Source organism: Streptomyces sp. NPDC094032, assembly GCF_040303965.1.
GTDB lineage: Bacteria > Actinomycetota > Actinomycetes > Streptomycetales > Streptomycetaceae > Streptomyces.
Map to the genome: position 1 here is coordinate 110,041 of NZ_JBEOUE010000002.1, position 16,478 is coordinate 126,518.

The following is a 16,478-nucleotide window of genomic DNA, read 5'->3' on the forward strand; positions in this document are numbered from 1 at the left end:
GGATGCTCCTGGAGCGGGTGGTGCGCCTCCGGGCCCGGGGCCCGGACGGGCGCGGCGCCGTGGGGACGGGCTGCCTGGTGGGCCCTGGACTCGTGCTGACCGCCGCCCATCTGATCCGTACCGAGGACGGGTCCGCGCGGTCCGCCGTCGTGGGAGCGCTTCCGGCGACCGTACGGTGGCTGAGGTACGACGACATCGTCGACGCGGCGCTGCTTGAGGTGCCCGGCCTCGCGGCCCGGCCCGGCCTGGTCGCCGGTCCGCCGCGCTGGGGGGATCTGGTCACCTCGCGGACCGGGCACCCCGTGGAGACGTACGGCTATCCCCGGCACCAGCGGCACGGCTCCGGCAGGTCTGAAGAGCAGCTGGCCGGGCGGATCAACCCCGGGACCGGCGGGTCCCTGTACCGCTGGGAGCTGGTGAGCACCGATCCGCTGCCCACCGCGTACCCCGGCGCCGGGGGCGACGGGTCCGGCTGGTCGGGGATGTCCGGCGCGCCGGTCTTCAGCGGCGACCTGCTGCTCGGGGTGGTGCGGGGGGACCGGCGGGCCGTCGCGGGGAGTCGGCTCACCGTGACCCGGAGCAGCGAGCTCCTGCGCGACGACGGTTTCCGGGCGGTGCTGCGCGAGGTGCTCGACGGACGGGAACCGGTCGCCGAACCCGCCGACCTGGCCGGGCTCCTCGAACCCGCCGTTCCGGAGCGGGACCTGCGCTCCCCGGCGATGCTGCTGCGCGCGGACGTGCAGGCGGCGCCGTTCCGTGGCCGCCGGGAGGAGTGGCGGCAGCTGTCCGACTGGTGCCTCGGGCCCGCGAAGACCGGGATCCCGGGCCGCTCCCGCCCCGGCGGCCTCTCGGTGCGGGTGCTCACCGGTCCCGGTGGCCAGGGCAAGAGCCGGCTGGCCCGCGAGCTCGTGGAGGACGTGGCCCGCACCCCCGGCTGGGCCGCCGCGCTGCTCCGGGCCGACCTCGGCGACGAGGCCTGGCAGGGGGGCGCGGCGCCACCCGAGGCGGGGGCGGGCCTCGCCGCCCTTGAGGACTGCGCCCGCGACCTGCTCCTGGTCGTCGACTACGCGGAGTCCCGGCCCCGCTGGATCCGCAGGCTCGTGGAGCGGCTGCGGACGCCCGCCGCCGCGGGCCGCACCGTACGCCTGCTGCTGGTGGCCCGCTCCACCGGCGGCTGGCAGGCCGACCCGTACGACGCGTCCCCCGCCACCCACGAGATCCTCGCGTCCGCGCTCCGCTCCGAGCTCGGGCCGCTGGACCTCAGCGCCGAGGACCGGGCGGCCGCCTTCCGGTCCGCCCTGGACGGCCTCGCGGCGCTCCTCGGCCGGGCGACCGGACCGGCCGGATACGACTGGGCCGCCGTCGCCGAGCGGGTGGTCCCGCCCGCCGACCTGCGCGGCAGCCGCTACGCCACCGCGCTCAACGTCCAGATGGAGGCGCTGGTCGCGCTGCTCCAGGCCGGTCCCGAGCCGCTGGACGCGGTGCCGGGCGAGGTCGTCGAGGCCACGCTGCTGCGGCACGAGGAGCGGTACTGGGCGCGGGCCTTCGCCTCCTCCGCGGGGCCCGGGCGGCGCCCGCTGCCCATGTCGCTGATCCGCCGGATGGTCGCCGCCGCCACCCTGTGCGGCGCGGCCGACGAGGAGGAGGCGGTCGCGGTCCTCGGCCGGGTGCCCGGCCTCGGTGGCGGGGCGGGCCGGGACGAGGCGTGGGAGTACGCCGAGGCGATCCGGCGGCTCTACCCGGCCACCCACGAGGCGTACTGGGGAGCGCTCCAGCCCGACCGCGTCGCCGAGTTCCAGGCGTCCCTGCTGGTGACCGAGGTGCCCGGACTGCTGCCCGCCGTCGCCGCGCAGGGCACGCCCGCCCAGCAGAGCCAGGCCGTGACCGTGCTGACCCGGGCGGTGGTCGGCCACGCCAACAGCGGGCGCATCCGGCGGCGCGACGGCGTTCTGGCGCGGCTGGACGCCCTGGTCGACGGGCCCGTCCTCGGCACCGAGGTGCTGCGTTCCGCCGCCGCTTCCCTGCCGCCGTCGTCCGACGCCCTCGCCCGCTTCACGGCCCGCCTCACCGCCCGGCTCGTCGAGCGCTGCCGGGAGGAGGGCGACCTCGGCGCGGACGCCGACGCCGAGGGTCTCGCCTGGGCGCTCGAACGGGCGTCGGAAGCCGCCAGGGTCCTGGGGGACTGGCGAGCGGCCCTCGCGGCGAGCGAGGAGTCGGTGACGATCCGGCGGGCCCGGCCCAGGACCGCCGGCGTGGAGTACGAACGGCGGCTCTCGGCGGGGCTGGTCCAGCAGGCCTTCGCGCAGCGTCTCGCGGGGCGGCTGCGGGCCGCGCTGCCCGTCGCGGAGGAGGCCGTGGAGCTGTGCCGCAGCGTCGCGCGGGCGGAACCGGACACCGCGCGGGCGGCGTTGGCGGACGCCCTGTCGGTGCTGGCCAGGACCTATCTGGAGCTCGCCCGGGCGGCCGACGGCGTACGGGCGGCCGAGGAGTCGGTGGAGATCCGGCGCCGCCTCGCGGACGAGGACCCGGTCTACGAGGCCCGCTGGGCGACGTCCTTGCGGATCCTCGGAGGCTGCCAGTCGGAGGCGGGAGCCCGCGAGGAGGGCAAGCGGTCGGCGGAGGCGGCCCTGGCCATTCTGCGGCGCCTCGCCAGGGAGAACCCGGACGCGCACCTCGACTCCCTCGCGAGCACGCTCAACAACCTGTCCTGGCACCACTGGCGGCTCGGCTCCGACGAGAGCGTGGGGCTGCATCTCATGGAGGAGGCGGTGGCCCTGCGCCGCCGCCTCGCGGTCGGCAACCCCGACACGTACAACGACCTTCTGGCCAACGCGCTGATCAATCTGGCGGCCAGTCAGCAGGACGAGGAGTCGCTGGTCACGCTCGACGAGGCCTGGGACATCCTGTGGAGCCTGCCGTACCGCCTCCCGGGGCACGACTCCGACCTGAGGCTGCTGCACGCGAACCGGTCCGTGACCTTGTGGGAGCTGTCCCGCTGGTCCGAGGCGATCGACGAGGTGACGAAGGCGGTGGACCTCGGCCGTCGGCTGTACGCGGACAACCCTCTCGTGCACGGCGAGCGTTACGCCGCCAGCCTGGAACGGCTGGCCCGGTACCAGCAGGACCTGTTCGGCCGTTCGTACGCGGCGCTCGTCGCGGTCGAGGAGGCCGTGGCCGTCCGCCGCTTCCTCGCCGAACACCACCCCGACCCCGGCCCGTACGAGCCGGACCGTGCCTTCTCCTGCTATCTGCGGGCCTGGTACCTGTGGGCGACGGGCCTGCCGGAGAAGGCGGCGGAGGCGCTCGCCGAGGGGATCGCGCTGTACGAGGGGCGGCTGGCGGCCGGGCACGACGAGGAGCGGCCGGACCTGGCCATCTGCCTGGGTCTCGCCGCGACCCTCAAGGAGGAGGCCGGCCGCGTCTGGGACGCCCTGGACGAGCGCACTCGCGCGGTCGATCTGCTGACCCCGGGCCCGCTGGAGACTCCGGCGGAGAGGCGCCGGCTGGCGGAGGCGTTCCGGGAGCTGGCCGGTCTGGGCGACCGGATCGGCGGTCTCGACCTCTGTCTCTCCGTGCTGCCCGCGATCGGCGAGGCGACCCGCCTCTACGCCGGCCTGCGCGCCGGCGGCCCGCTGCCGCGACGCGACGCGGACGTGGACGCCGCCGCCACCCTCTGGGTCCGGCTCCTGAACCGGGCCGGCCGCCGCGCGGAGGCGGACCAGGTGCGCCTCCGGTACGGGGTGCACACCCCCTGACCTCGAAGGAGTGACGACCATGACGAACGACGAGCAGCAGACCGACCCGGAGCCGCAGGAGGGCGCGCAGGAGGAGCCGCAGTTCATCTACCGCTCCCTGGACGCCTTCGTCACCGAGTACCTGTGCGTGGTCGTCCGGCGGCCCGTGGGCGGCGGACACCTCGCCTGGTGCCCCGAGTGGTGGCAGCACCCCGAGGCCATCGCCCGACTCGCCGCACTCTGGCGCGCGTTCGAGTACCTGAGCCAGGACCCGGGCCTCGGCATGACCAGCTGGTGGCTCCACCACGCCGATCCCCACCTGGCCGCGCTCATGCACCCCGACAAGGGCCCCTTCGCGTACTGCTCGGGCCCCGACGGCCACACCGACACCCTGGGAGAACTCCCGTACGTCCCCTCCCCACCGGAACTGTGGGACAACCCGGCCTTCTCCCTGGACGCCACTCAGCCCTGACGGACCGAGGCCAACTGCGCCAGGAACCACTCCCGCGGCGGCAGCGCCGTGGCCGCCGTCGCCAGGTGCTTGGTGCGTTCGGTGCGTTCGGGGTGGGGCATCGTGAGGGCGGTGTGGAGGGCTTCGGCGGTGGACGTCACGTCGTACGGGTTGACCGTCAGGGCGGACTCGTGGAGTTCCGCGTACGCGCCCGCCTCGCGGGACAGGACCAGGGCGCAGCCCGCGTCGGAGACGACCGGGATCTCCTTGGCGACCAGGTTCATGCCGTCGCGGACCGGGTTGACCAGGGCCACGTCGGCGAGGCGGTAGGCGGCCAGGGAGCGGGTGAAGTCGTCCTGGACCGAGAGCAGGACGGGCTGCCAGTCGGGGGTGCCGTAGTCGGTGTTGATCGCCTCGGCCAGCTCGGTCACCGCCGCCGTGTACGCGCGGTAGACCTCCAGGTCCTGGCGGGACGGGTACGCCGAGGCCAGGTGGACGACCCGGCCGCGCCACTCGGGGTACGTGTCCAGGAGTTCGCGGTAGGCGAGGAGGCCGCGCACGATGTTCTTCGAGAGTTCGGTGCGGTCCACCCGGACGATCGTCCGCAGGCCGCGCGTCTCGGCGCGCAGCTCCGCCAGGCGGGCGTCCACCTCCGGGCGGTGCGCCAGCGCGCGCAGCTCCTCGCCGTCGACGCCCAAGGGGTACGTCGCCACCCGGGTGCCCGGGCCCGCGTACGGGTCGGCCACGAAGGCGGCAGCCCACGCCTCCGTGTGGAAGCCCAGCTCGTCCGCGCCCGCCATGCCCCGGACGAGCTCCTCGTGGAGGTCGTCCGGCAGCATCGACAGATAGGCGGGCGACGCCCACGGCGTGTGCGTGAAGTGCGCGATCCGCAGGTCCGGGCGGAGCGCCCGGAGCAGGCCCGGGACGAGCGCCAGGTGATAGTCCTGGACCAGGACCGCCGCGCCCTCGTCCGCCGCCTCCGCCAGCGTGTCCGCGAACGCCTGGTTGTAGGCCCGGTACGAGTCCCAGCGGCGGCGGAAGGCCGCGTCGAAGACGGGCTCGCGCGGGATGTCGTACAGGTGGTGGTGGAGGAACCACAGCACCGAGTTCGCGATGCCGTTGTACGCGTCGGCGTACACCTCCGGGTCGATGTCCAGCATCCGTACGCCCGGCTCGGCGACGCCCCGGCGCAGGGCCTCGCGGTCGCCGTCGCCGAGCGCGGCGCACACCCACACGCCGCCCTCCGACGCGACGGCGCTCAGGCCCGAGACGAGCCCGCCGCCGCCGCGCCGGGTGTCCAGCGAGCCGTCGTCACGCACGGTGTACGAGACCGGGCCGCGGTTCGATGCCACGAGAACGGTAGCCATGGGGCGAACCTAGCCCGTCCGGTAAACGCTCAAACGTACGGAAACCAGACAGTCTGCGGTCTCAGTCCTCCCTGCGGCCGCGTACCGCCGCCCTCGCCACCAGACCGGTCGCCGCGAGCGCCAGGCCCAGGCCGCCCAGCAGCCACAGCCGCTCGCCGCCCGCGCCCGTCTCCGCCATCGCGCCGCCCCGGGTGCCGCCCTGCGGGCCGGGGTGCGGGGCGGGAGGAGTGGGCTTTGACGTTGAGGGGATGGGGGTGGGGGTGGGAGTGGGGGATTCCGAGGTTGACGGGGACGGGTTCGACGGGGACGGGGTCGAGGGGGACGGGGACGGGTTCTTGGGTGGGGTCACGATCACCGGGGTCGTCGCGCAGGACGGGTCCGTCTCGGCCGGGCCGCAGTTCGAGCGGGGGGATGTGACCTCGACGCTGTTCGGGAGCTTTCCGTCGCCGCGTACCGGGTCGTCGATCTTCACCGAGTACGTGATCGTCGCCTTCTCCCCGGCGGGGATGTCGCCCCGGTACGTGATCCTGGGCGCCGTGTAGTCGACGTCGCCGAGGTCCGCCCGTACATCGCCCTGATACACCGCGTCGTCGAGGTTTGCCGTCAGGTCGTCGCTGAAGCGGGCGTCCGGGTAGTCGAGGTCGCCGATGTTCTCCGCCGTCACCGTGTACGTGACGGTGCCGCCGGGCTTCACCCGCGCGGGGCTCGCCTTCTTGGTGACGCGCAGGTCCGGCACCGGGACGGAGAGGGCCAGCGCCGACGGGACGTAGGTGTCGCCCCTGGTGGTGAAGGTGAGCCGGGCCGAGCGGGCGCCGACCGGGATCGCGTCGGCCGGGAGGTCGAAGGCCTTCGCGTCGATGCTCAGGTTGTTGACCAGCTTCGGGTCGACGGCGCCGTCGTCCTCGCTGACGAAGAAGTTGTCGGTGTTGCCGGTGTGCGCCTCGGTGACGTTCCGGTCGTTGACGAGGAAGCGGTCACCGGGGGTGTTCCAGTCGCCCTCGTACGCGGTGATGCCGGCCCGCACCGTGCCGCGCGTGCGGTGGAAGCCGTCGACGGTGACGGTGGTGGCGGGCGAGGTGGAGCGCTGGAGGACGTGGCCGCCGTAGACGTAGACGTGGCGGCGGGTGGGGGCGTGGGTCGCGTCGGGGCCCGGGAAGGCGTAGACGACGGTCAGGGACCAGCCCGCCACGCAGCCCTTGCCGTTCGGGGCCCAGATGTTCCCGACGGCCACCCGGGCGTCCGTGCCGGTGACGCCCGCGAAGGCGGCGGTGACGTCGGACTCGCCCGTGTAGTAGTGCGGGCCGTTGGTGTCGGCGGGGTCGGTGACCAGGTCGGCGACGGTGACGGGGGTCTCGGGGCCGGTGCCGACTCGGATGCGCGGGGCGGTCGTCGCGGGGGTGCCGGGCGAGGGGACCACATCGGCGCCGGAGATGTCGCAGCGCTTCAGCGCGGCGCCGCTCGGCCCCCGGTAGGTGCCGTCGTTGCCGCCCCAGAAGAGGCGGGCGTACGCGACGGTCGCGCCGGGCGGGATCACCACATGGCCCGTGCTGGAGCCGTGGCCGGCGGTCATGCGCGCGGTGTCGAGCCGCCGCATGTCGAAGGTGTTGTTGTTGTCGGCGCCCTCCCCGGCGGCGGCGGTCGCGCAGCGCGCGGCCAGGTCGGCCGGGGTGGCGGGGCAGCCCATGACGGTGTTGCCGATGGTCTTGAAGTCCCCGTAGAGCGACGCGTCGTACCGCTTGCCGAAGGGCGCGACGACGTCGGCGGCGGCCGGGGCGGCTCCCCCGAGGGAGAGCGACCCGGCCATCAGGCCGAGGGTCGCCAGCAGGATTCCCATTTCATTTTTAAACCGCATGAAACGGAAATTTAGGCAGGAAGGGTCAGTGTCCGGTGTACGCCACGCGGCCGATCCTCACGCCACTCTGCGCCGCGCGTACTCCGCGATCTCCGCCATCGGCGGGCGCTCCTCCGTGTCCACCGGGTACGTGTGCGGCTCGAAGCCGTGCTCGCCCCGCTCGAACTGGGTCAGCCACGGGCGCACCAGATGCCCACGGGAGAGCCGCAACTGCGCCGTCCGGTAGATCGCGGCCGCCATCCGGCCCAGCGCCCGCCCGTCCTGGTGCCGGTGCTTGCGCACCCCCACGTCCACCTGCGCGAGCGCGTCCAGGCCCACCGTGTGCAGCGCGTCGACGAGCAGGCCCAGCTCCACTCCGTAACCGACGGGGAAGGGCAGCCGCTCCAGGAGCGAGCGCCGGGCCGCGTACTCGCCGCCCAGCGGCTGCACGAAGCCGGCCAGTTGCGGCCAGTGCAGATTGAGCAGCGGGCGGGCCACCAGTTCCGTGACGCGACCGCCCTGACCAGGGGTGTCGCCGAGCGGGCGGTCGTACATCGCCTTCACGAAGTCGACGTCCTGGTCGGTCAGGAGCGGGCCGACGATGCCGGTGACGAAGTCCGCGGAGAAGTCCCTGAGGTCCGCGTCCACGAAGCAGACCACGTCCCCGGTCGTCACCATCAGTGACCGCCACAGGACCTCGCCCTTGCCGGGCACGGCCGGTATCCGGGGCAGGATCGCGTCGCGCGCCACCACCCGCGCGCCGGCCTCCGCCGCCACCTGGGCCGTACGGTCCGTGGAGCCCGAGTCGATCACCACGAGCTCGTCCACCAGCGGGACCGCCTCGGTCATCAGCTCGCGGCGGATCACGGAGACGATCGCGCCGACCGTCGCCTCCTCGTTCAGCGCGGGCAGCACCACGCTCACCCGGGTGCCGCGTTTGGCGGCGAGGACGCGCTCCAGCGGGCGGTCGGCAACGGACCAGGACCGCCGGGCCAGCCAGCGCTCCACCTCTTCCAGCAACGTGATCTCCATCTCGCGGATCGGACGACCGTCTCCACCTTCGAAGCCTTCGGTTACAGTCTTGAACAACGCGGATCCCCGATGCATGTCGGGGTGCCGACCGCGTCTCACAATCGAATACCGCTCATCCAGAGGGGCAGAGGGAAACGGCCCGTTGAAGCCCCGGCAACCCTCCAGTCGGTTCTCGTCCTCCAGCGAGGTCCCCGACTAGGGAAGGTGCCAAATCCGTCTCATGACGAAAAATTCGTCATGGGAAAGATGAGGAGAAAGGGCCTCGCCTCCATGGCTGTACAGACCGTCGCACCCGGAACCACCGTCGACCTCGGTCCCGCTTCCGGACTCTCTTGCCGCGAATGCGGCGAAACCTTCGCACTCGGCCCGATCTTCGCCTGCGAACTCTGTTTCGGGCCGCTCGAAGTCGCGTACGAGCTGCCCACCGGTGACCCGGAGGAGCTGCGCAAGCGGATCGAGGCCGGACCCGCCAACATCTGGCGCTACGCCCCGCTGCTGCCCGTCCCGGCCGACGTCGCCGAGAAGCCCAATCTGAACCCCGGCTGGACCCCGCTGGTCAAGGCCGACAACCTGGCCCGCGAGCTCGGCGTCGAGCCCGGCAAGCTGTTCGTCAAGGACGACTCCGGCAACCCGACCCACTCCTTCAAGGACCGGGTCGTCGCCCAGGCCATCGAGGCCGCCCGCGCCTTCGGCTTCACCACCCTCTCCTGCTCCTCCACCGGCAACCTGGCCGGCGCCGTCGGCGCCGCCGCCGCCCGGGCCGGCTTCCGCTCCTGCGTCTTCATCCCGCACGACCTGGAGCAGGGCAAGGTCGTCATGGCCGGTGTCTACGGCGGTGACCTGGTCGCCGTCGAGGGCAACTACGACGACGTCAACCGCTTCTGCTCGGAGCTCATCGGCGACCCGCTGGGCGAGGGCTGGGGCTTCGTCAACGTCAACCTGCGCCCGTACTACGGCGAGGGCTCCAAGACGCTCGCGTACGAGATCTGCGAGCAGCTCGGCTGGGTCATCCCGGACCAGCTGGTCATCCCGATCGCCTCCGGCTCCCAGCTCACCAAGATCGACAAGGGTCTCCAGGAGCTCATCAAGCTGGGGCTGGTCGAGGACAAGCCGTACAAGATCTTCGGCGCCCAGGCCGAGGGCTGCTCCCCGGTCTCGGTCGCCTTCAAGGCCGGCCACGACGTCGTGCGCCCCCAGAAGCCGAACACCATCGCCAAGTCCCTGGCGATCGGCAACCCGGCCGACGGCCCGTACGTGCTCGACATCGCCCGCCGCACCGGCGGTGCCGTCGAGGACGTGGACGACACGCAGGTCGTCGAGGCCATCAAGCTGCTCGCCCGCACCGAGGGCATCTTCGCCGAGACCGCGGGCGGCGTGACCGTCGGCGTCACGAAGAAGCTGGTCGAGAACGGCCTCATCGACCCGACGCTCACGACGGTGGTCCTCAACACCGGCGACGGGCTCAAGACCCTGGACGCCGTGGCCGACACCTCTCAGGCGACCGCCACCATCCGCCCGAGCCTGGACGCGTTCCGCGACGCGGGCCTGGCCCACTGAAAGGTCCGTGAACACATGGCCGTCAACGTCCGCATCCCCACCATCCTCCGCACCTACACCGGCGGTCAGTCCGAGGTGAAGGCCGAGGGGACGACCCTCGCCGAGGTCATCGCCGACCTGGAGAAGAACCACGCGGGCATCGCCGCGCGCGTCCTGGACGACCAGGGCAAGCTGCGCCGCTTCGTCAACGTGTACGTCAACGACGACGACGTGCGCTTCGAGCAGGGCCTGGAGACCGTGACGCCGGACGGCGCGGGCGTCTCCATCATCCCGGCGGTCGCCGGCGGCTGCTGAGCCCCCGCGCGCCCCCGGGCGCACGCCCGTACCCGCCCGCGCTTACCCGCGAGTACCCGTCTCACCTGAATTGCCCCTTCCGCGAGAAGAAGCGGAAGGGGCAATTCTGCATGGTTGAGCGCGATAGAGTTGGGGAAGTCCCCGCCGCTGCTCGTGTCAGACGCATATGAGAATGCGCCCCCGCACGGCAAGAAGTAGCCAAAGCGCCCGTGCCTTGTGTACCTTCTGCGTGCTTTGCCCGGCCCGACTTGACCCGGAATTCAAGGGAATCTCCCCAATTCGCCTTTCCTGGCTGCCCAGAATTCTCGTCCGATTGACCTGTTGCAGAGGGCAGTTGGGCAGATACATTCAGCGGCGGTCGACGCGTTCCGGCGCAGGGTCTGACCCGGGTCCGCGAAGTGCGGTCCCGCGCAAGGGCCAGTAATAGGGGAGTTAGGCATGGCTCAGGGCACCGTCAAGTGGTTCAACGCGGAGAAGGGCTACGGCTTCATCGCGGTCGACGGTGGTGCGGATGTTTTCGTCCACTACAGCGCGATCCAGATGGACGGCTACCGCAGCCTCGAAGAGGGGCAGCGGGTCGAGTTCGAGATCTCGCAGGGCCAGAAGGGTCCGCAGGCGGACATGGTCAAGCTCGCCGGCGCCTGAGCGCGGCGCGATCGGCCACCGACGCACCTCCGTCGAGGGGCCCGCATCCAGACCGGATGCGGGCCCCTCGTCATGTGCGCCCGGCTCGTGCGCCCGGCTCGTGCCTCCTGGGCGCTCCCAGGGGTGACCGATCCTCGGTAGTCGCTTGCACTCGCATGGGGCGAGTGCTAATCATTGGCGTTAGCACTCTGAAGGTGAGAGTGCTTAATCGAGGATCGGGCAGACGAGGCCCGCGGCCAGGTGGGGCAAGGAACCACAGGGCTCGGGGGCCGTCCGTCGCGGGCGTCGGCGCGGTCCAGGAGCGTTATCCACCCCAGTCCGGGAGGACCACTTCACATGGCCAAGATCATCGCGTTCGACGAGGAGGCCCGGCGCGGTCTCGAGCGCGGCATGAACCAGCTCGCTGACGCCGTCAAGGTCACCCTCGGCCCCAAGGGCCGCAACGTCGTCCTCGAGAAGAAGTGGGGCGCCCCCACGATCACCAACGATGGTGTCTCCATCGCCAAGGAGATCGAGCTCGAGGACCCGTACGAGAAGATCGGCGCCGAGCTGGTCAAGGAAGTCGCCAAGAAGACGGACGACGTCGCCGGCGACGGTACGACCACCGCCACCGTCCTCGCCCAGGCGCTCGTCCGCGAGGGCCTGCGCAACGTGGCCGCCGGTGCCAACCCGATGGCCCTCAAGCGCGGCATCGAGAAGGCCGTCGAGGCCGTCTCCGGCGCCCTGCTTGAGCAGGCGAAGGATGTCGAGACCAAGGAGCAGATCGCTTCCACGGCCTCCATCTCCGCCGCCGACACCCAGATCGGCGAGCTCATCGCCGAGGCGATGGACAAGGTCGGCAAGGAAGGCGTCATCACCGTCGAGGAGTCGCAGACCTTCGGTCTCGAGCTTGAGCTCACCGAGGGCATGCGCTTCGACAAGGGCTACATCTCGGCGTACTTCGCGACCGACATGGAGCGCATGGAGGCGGCCCTGGATGACCCGTACATCCTGATCGTCAACTCCAAGATCTCCTCCGTGAAGGACCTGCTCCCGCTCCTGGAGAAGGTCATGCAGTCGGGCAAGCCGCTGCTGATCATCGCCGAGGACGTCGAGGGCGAGGCCCTGTCCACGCTGGTCGTCAACAAGATCCGTGGCACCTTCAAGTCCGTCGCCGTCAAGGCCCCGGGCTTCGGCGACCGCCGCAAGGCCATGCTGAACGACATCGCCATCCTCACCGGCGGCACGGTCATCTCCGAGGAGGTCGGCCTCAAGCTGGAGAACGCGGGTCTCGACCTGCTGGGCCGTGCCCGCAAGGTCGTCATCACCAAGGACGAGACGACGATCGTCGACGGCTCGGGCGAGTCGGAGCAGGTCGCCGGCCGCGTGAACCAGATCCGTGCCGAGATCGAGAACAGCGACTCGGACTACGACCGCGAGAAGCTCCAGGAGCGCCTCGCGAAGCTGGCCGGCGGCGTGGCCGTCATCAAGGCCGGCGCCGCGACCGAGGTCGAGCTCAAGGAGCGCAAGCACCGCATCGAGGACGCCGTTCGCAACGCGAAGGCGGCCGTCGAGGAGGGCATCGTCGCCGGTGGCGGCGTCGCGCTCCTCCAGGCCTCCGCGGTCTTCGAGAAGCTGGAGCTGGACGGCGACGAGGCCACCGGTGCCAACGCCGTCAAGCTGGCCCTGGAGGCCCCGCTCAAGCAGATCGCCGTCAACGGTGGTCTCGAGGGTGGCGTCGTCGTCGAGAAGGTGCGCAACCTCCCCGTCGGCCACGGCCTGAACGCCGCGACCGGTGAGTACGTCGACATGATCGCCGAGGGCATCATCGACCCGGCGAAGGTGACCCGTTCCGCTCTGCAGAACGCGGCCTCCATCGCGGCGCTGTTCCTCACCACCGAGGCCGTCATCGCCGACAAGCCGGAGAAGGCGTCCGCGCCGGCCGGCGGCGGCATGCCGGGCGGTGACATGGACTTCTGATCCTCGCGGCGCGCGGCGCCTGAAGGATCGGCGGTTCATCGCTGAACGCCGAAGGGCGGCACCCCCCAGGGGGTGCCGCCCTTCAGTCGTTGCCGGGTACTACAGCGTCAGCGGACGTCGACGTAGTCCGCCACACCCGACGCCTGGAAGTGCGCGGAGTCGGCCACGTAGACGAGGTTGTACACGCCGTCGACCGTCGCCTTGTGCTTCAGCGCGATGTTGCCGTTGGGGGCGGTGTTGCCCTTGGCGACCGTGATCCACTTCGAGCTGCCCTTGGCACGGAACTGCAGCTGGAGCTGCTTGTAGGCCAGCGGCTTCCAGCCGGCCACGTTGTGCTGGAGCGTGCCCGTCACGGTCACCGTCGAGCCCTTGCGGACCGGCTCGGGGGCCGCGTTGACGTTCAGGATCCGGGTCTCGGCGCGGACCACGCGGAACGGGGAGCTGACGGACTCCGCGTAGTAGTCCGACGTGAGGTGCCGCAGCCGGAAGTAGCCGCCCTTGTTCCACACGGCCATGCCGAAGGAGGCGCGGGTGCTGGAGTAGAAGCCGGTCGAACCGATCTTCTTCCAGCCGGTCCTGCCGTCGGGCGACTGCTCCAGGAGCACCGTCTCGTAGGACGACGAACCCGACCAGCGCTCGTACGGGGAGCGCAGCTGCCCGTACACCTTGAGACGCGCGTCCGGCCCGAGCGAGTAGCCCACGGTCGTGGTGCGCGTGTCGAGGGGCATGACGAGCGTGCCCTGGATCGACGAGAAGGCCTGGAAGAGGTCCGCCGACTCGACGGTCCAGCCGGAGGCGTTGGGGCCCGCGGCGGCGACCAGCTTCGCCGTGTAGTTGCCGTCCGCGTCGGTCCGCACGATCTGCGGGAACGGGGTGGCCTCGTGGTAGTAGTCGTGCGGCGCGCCGAGGGTGACCTTGACCGGCTGGTCCGCGAGCGGGGCCCCGCCGTTGTCCGGGTCGGTGACCTTGCCGGTGATGGTGACGACCTCGCCGGTCACCGCGCGCGTCTTGTCGGCGGTGGCGGTGACCGTCATCTTCCGGGCCTGCCACTCGCTGAAGTAGCGCCAGTCGGAGGCGGAGCCGTGGACCTCGGAGCTGTTCTCGGTGAACGTGGCCTTGTACGACTCGTAGGCGCGGGTCGCCGGGATCGGGGCGCCGGCGAACTCGCCGGTGTCCGTGGTGACGGCCGAGTCGGCCGGGCCCTCCTCCGGGGTGGCGCGCTGGTACGAGACCGAGCGGCCGGTCAGCGGCACTTCGTCGCCGGAGCCGGGCTGGATGCCGGTCAGCTTGCCCTGCGGGCGGATGAACCGGTCGTTCCAGCCGGGCTTGCCGACCGCGAAGGTGAGCAGCGGACGCAGGGTGAAGTCCAGCGTGCCGGCGTCGGCGCGGGTCACCGTGTTGCCGAGCGAGTCGGTGGCGGTGACGTCGATCGCGTACGTGCCGAGCGCCGGGATGGTGCCCTGGTCCTCGGTCAGCTTGAGCGTGGCGTCCGCGGGCAGCGTGAAGGTGCCCGGGGTGGACTGGAGGAGCTCCGGGATGTCGGCGAGGACGGTGTCGCCCTGGCGGACCTTGGCGGAGACCTTGGAGACGGTGGCCTGCGGGGCGTCCGTCCACGCGGTCACGCGGAAGTTGCCGCGCTGGTTGTCCTGGGTGACGGCCCGGCCGATGCCCACCGGGGTGGGCGTCGGGGCGGGCTCCTCCGCGAGGGCGGGGGTGGCCGCGGCGCCCAGGGTGAGCGCCGTGACGAGGGCTACGGCGGAGAGCCGGCGCAGGTCGGACCGGCGCAGGTCGGACCGTCGGAGGTCAGATCGCGTCGACATAGATGGTCCTCGACTCGCTGTAGAAGAAACCGTTCTTGGACTGGAGGACCAGCGCCCAGGTGCCGTCACCGTAGTTGGTGTCACGGAAGCTGAAGTTGCCGGTCGTGCTGGTCGGGATGTCCTTCTTGGTCCAGTACCAGTTCGGGTCGCCCTTGGGCTTGAACACCAGCGTGACCTTCGCGCCGGGCATGGCCTTCCAGACGCCGCCGACCTTCTGCTGCACGAGACCCTTGACGGTCATCGTGGCGCCGGTGCGGGGCCGGGACGGGGTGATGGAGACGTTGACGATCCGGGTGGGCGTACGGGCCAGTCGGACCGGGGTGCCCGTGCGGGCGATGAAACGGTCCGTCTCCGGGTGGTAGATCCGGTAGAGGGCGTTGTCGTAGCCCCACGTCTCGAACTGGTAGAAGCTGCAGTACTGGGTGGCCTGCGACTTCATGTTGCGCCAGGTGCGGCCGTTGTCCAGGGAGACCTGGAGGGCGACCCAGTCGACCTTGTCGTAGCAGGACACCGACGCGTTGGTGGCCAGGCGGCCGGTCGCGGTGAGGCGGCCGAACTCGTCCAGGGTCATCCGCGCCTCGGAGTACCAGAAGTGCTGCGGCACGGCGATGGCGGCGATGTCGTACGGCCGGTCGTTGCCCTTGCCGTAGTACACGGAGGGACGCAGACCGGTGTAGATGCCGGTCGTCGCGTACTGGACCCGGGCCAGGTGCGAGAAGTAGCCGTCGGCGTACGTCGTGCTGGCGCCGATCTGGTCGACCACGCCGTTGCCGTAGCTGAGCGGCTCGGTGCCGGTGGAGATGACCGGGGCGCCGGTGAAGCCCTTCCAGCCGTCGGCCGTCAGGCGCTCGACGCGGCCGGTGACGGTGACGTCGGTGTTCGCGTTGACGCGGTACCGGCTGGTGTCCGAGGTGATGCGGTACGTCAGCTTCTCGACGCCCACGCCGGACAGCGGGCGCGCGTTGTCGGGGTCGACGTCGGTGGCGGCGGAGACGACGGCCGAGCCGCCGGTGATCTCCGCGTCCGGGGTGACCGGCAGCGAGAAGGCGCCGTCGGCCGCCGTGGTGACCTGGGCGGTCGTCGTCCGCGGCGTGGAGTACGCGTCGCGCAGGTTCAGCGTGACGGTGACCGTGGTGCCGGCGGCGGCGGGAGTGCGCTCGCCCGTGGCCGGGTTCCAGGTGGTGGCGGTGCCGTTGAGGACGACGTTCCGCTCGTCGTAGCTGGTGGTCTTACGGTCGAAGGCGGCCGTGGAGACACCGGTGTGCAGCTTGTAGCCGAAGGAACCGCCGGTCCAGCGCTCGACGACACCGCCGGGCATCCGGTACTCGACGGCGAGCGGGTAGTCCCCGAAGACGGTGCCTTCGGGGAGCTTGATCGCCGCGTCGGTGGTCCAGGCGTTGTAGCCCGTCGAGGTCAGCTCGTCCGTCGTGGCGAGCACGGCGGCGTCCGGGGCGTTGGAGGCGAGGACGCTCACCTTCACCCAGAGGGCGTTGCCGGGCAGCCCGAGGCTGAGCCGGCCGTCGTCCTCGGTGGTGGTGCGCGTGACGGTCGCCGCGTACGCGGTCGGTGCCGCGACGATGGTCGGCAGGGCGACGCCCGCCGAGAGAGCGAAAACGGTTGCCGCACGTACCAAGGCATGCGGCAGCGTGCGCGTTGAGCGCATCTGAAGGACCCCCCACAGGTCGGAAGGCGGCGCGTTCGATATCGCGGGCCGCGTGTGAGCACGATAGCGCTTCACGGTTGAACATGTTCACTCGATTACGCGTTCGTCGCGGGTTCGTCCCTGTT

Annotated in this window: 11 protein-coding genes and 1 riboswitch; of the genes, 6 read left to right on the top strand and 5 right to left on the bottom strand. The window is 71.6% G+C overall.

Annotation, left to right across the window (positions count from 1 at the left end):
- The first annotated feature begins 2 nt into the window (after positions 1-2).
- Entirely contained in the window at positions 3-3,755 is a 3,753-nt protein-coding gene (locus tag ABTZ54_RS03475) for a trypsin-like peptidase domain-containing protein (RefSeq protein ID WP_351656748.1), read from the top strand.
- Between the two features lie 19 nt (positions 3,756-3,774).
- The gene (locus ABTZ54_RS03480) at positions 3,775-4,206 is read left to right on the top strand and encodes a DUF4913 domain-containing protein (protein WP_351656749.1); all 432 of its coding nucleotides are present in this window, start codon (positions 3,775-3,777) and stop codon (positions 4,204-4,206) included.
- Here ABTZ54_RS03480 and ABTZ54_RS03485 read toward each other — a convergent pair.
- From ABTZ54_RS03485 to ABTZ54_RS03495, 3 genes are all read right to left on the bottom strand, one after another.
- A complete protein-coding gene (locus tag ABTZ54_RS03485) occupies positions 4,197-5,552 on the bottom strand; it encodes an alpha,alpha-trehalose-phosphate synthase (UDP-forming) (protein WP_351656751.1) in 1,356 nt (451 codons plus the stop codon). The two genes, ABTZ54_RS03480 and ABTZ54_RS03485, sit on opposite strands and share 10 nt — an antisense overlap.
- A 61-nt stretch (positions 5,553-5,613) precedes the next feature.
- Positions 5,614-7,386: a DUF7927 domain-containing protein gene (locus ABTZ54_RS03490; RefSeq protein ID WP_351656753.1), complete on the bottom strand. Its 1,773-nt coding sequence runs from the start codon at positions 7,384-7,386 to the stop codon at positions 5,614-5,616.
- 75 nt (positions 7,387-7,461) lie between these two features.
- Positions 7,462-8,403 (bottom strand): glucosyl-3-phosphoglycerate synthase, encoded by a 942-nt coding sequence (locus ABTZ54_RS03495; protein ID WP_351657708.1) that lies wholly within the window; start codon positions 8,401-8,403, stop codon positions 7,462-7,464.
- Between the two features lie 121 nt (positions 8,404-8,524).
- Positions 8,525-8,668: riboswitch (SAM riboswitch) on the top strand.
- Between ABTZ54_RS03495 and thrC the strand changes: the two genes are divergently transcribed.
- From thrC to groL, 4 genes are all read left to right on the top strand, one after another.
- Positions 8,662-9,972, top strand: a complete 1,311-nt coding sequence (gene thrC / locus ABTZ54_RS03500) for a threonine synthase (RefSeq protein WP_351657710.1) — start codon at positions 8,662-8,664, stop codon at positions 9,970-9,972. Its footprint overlaps the riboswitch before it by 7 nt.
- 15 nt (positions 9,973-9,987) lie before the next feature.
- A complete protein-coding gene (locus ABTZ54_RS03505; RefSeq protein WP_351656755.1) occupies positions 9,988-10,266 on the top strand; it encodes a MoaD/ThiS family protein in 279 nt (92 codons plus the stop codon).
- 438 nt (positions 10,267-10,704) lie between these two features.
- Positions 10,705-10,911: a cold-shock protein gene (locus ABTZ54_RS03510; protein ID WP_351656757.1), complete on the top strand. Its 207-nt coding sequence runs from the start codon at positions 10,705-10,707 to the stop codon at positions 10,909-10,911.
- 336 nt (positions 10,912-11,247) lie between these two features.
- Entirely contained in the window at positions 11,248-12,870 is a 1,623-nt protein-coding gene (gene groL, locus ABTZ54_RS03515) for a chaperonin GroEL (RefSeq protein ID WP_351656759.1), read from the top strand.
- A 107-nt stretch (positions 12,871-12,977) separates the two neighbouring features.
- Here the strand turns inward: groL and ABTZ54_RS03520 are convergent, their stop codons facing one another.
- Positions 12,978-14,690, bottom strand: a complete 1,713-nt coding sequence (locus ABTZ54_RS03520; protein WP_351656761.1) for an Ig-like domain-containing protein — start codon at positions 14,688-14,690, stop codon at positions 12,978-12,980.
- Positions 14,674-16,323 carry a hypothetical protein gene (locus ABTZ54_RS03525; protein WP_351656763.1) on the bottom strand — a complete coding sequence of 550 codons (1,650 nt, stop codon included), beginning with the start codon at positions 16,321-16,323 and terminating at the stop codon, positions 14,674-14,676. Before ABTZ54_RS03525 ends, ABTZ54_RS03520 begins: the two co-directional genes overlap by 17 nt.
- Positions 16,324-16,478: the final 155 nt, after the last annotated feature.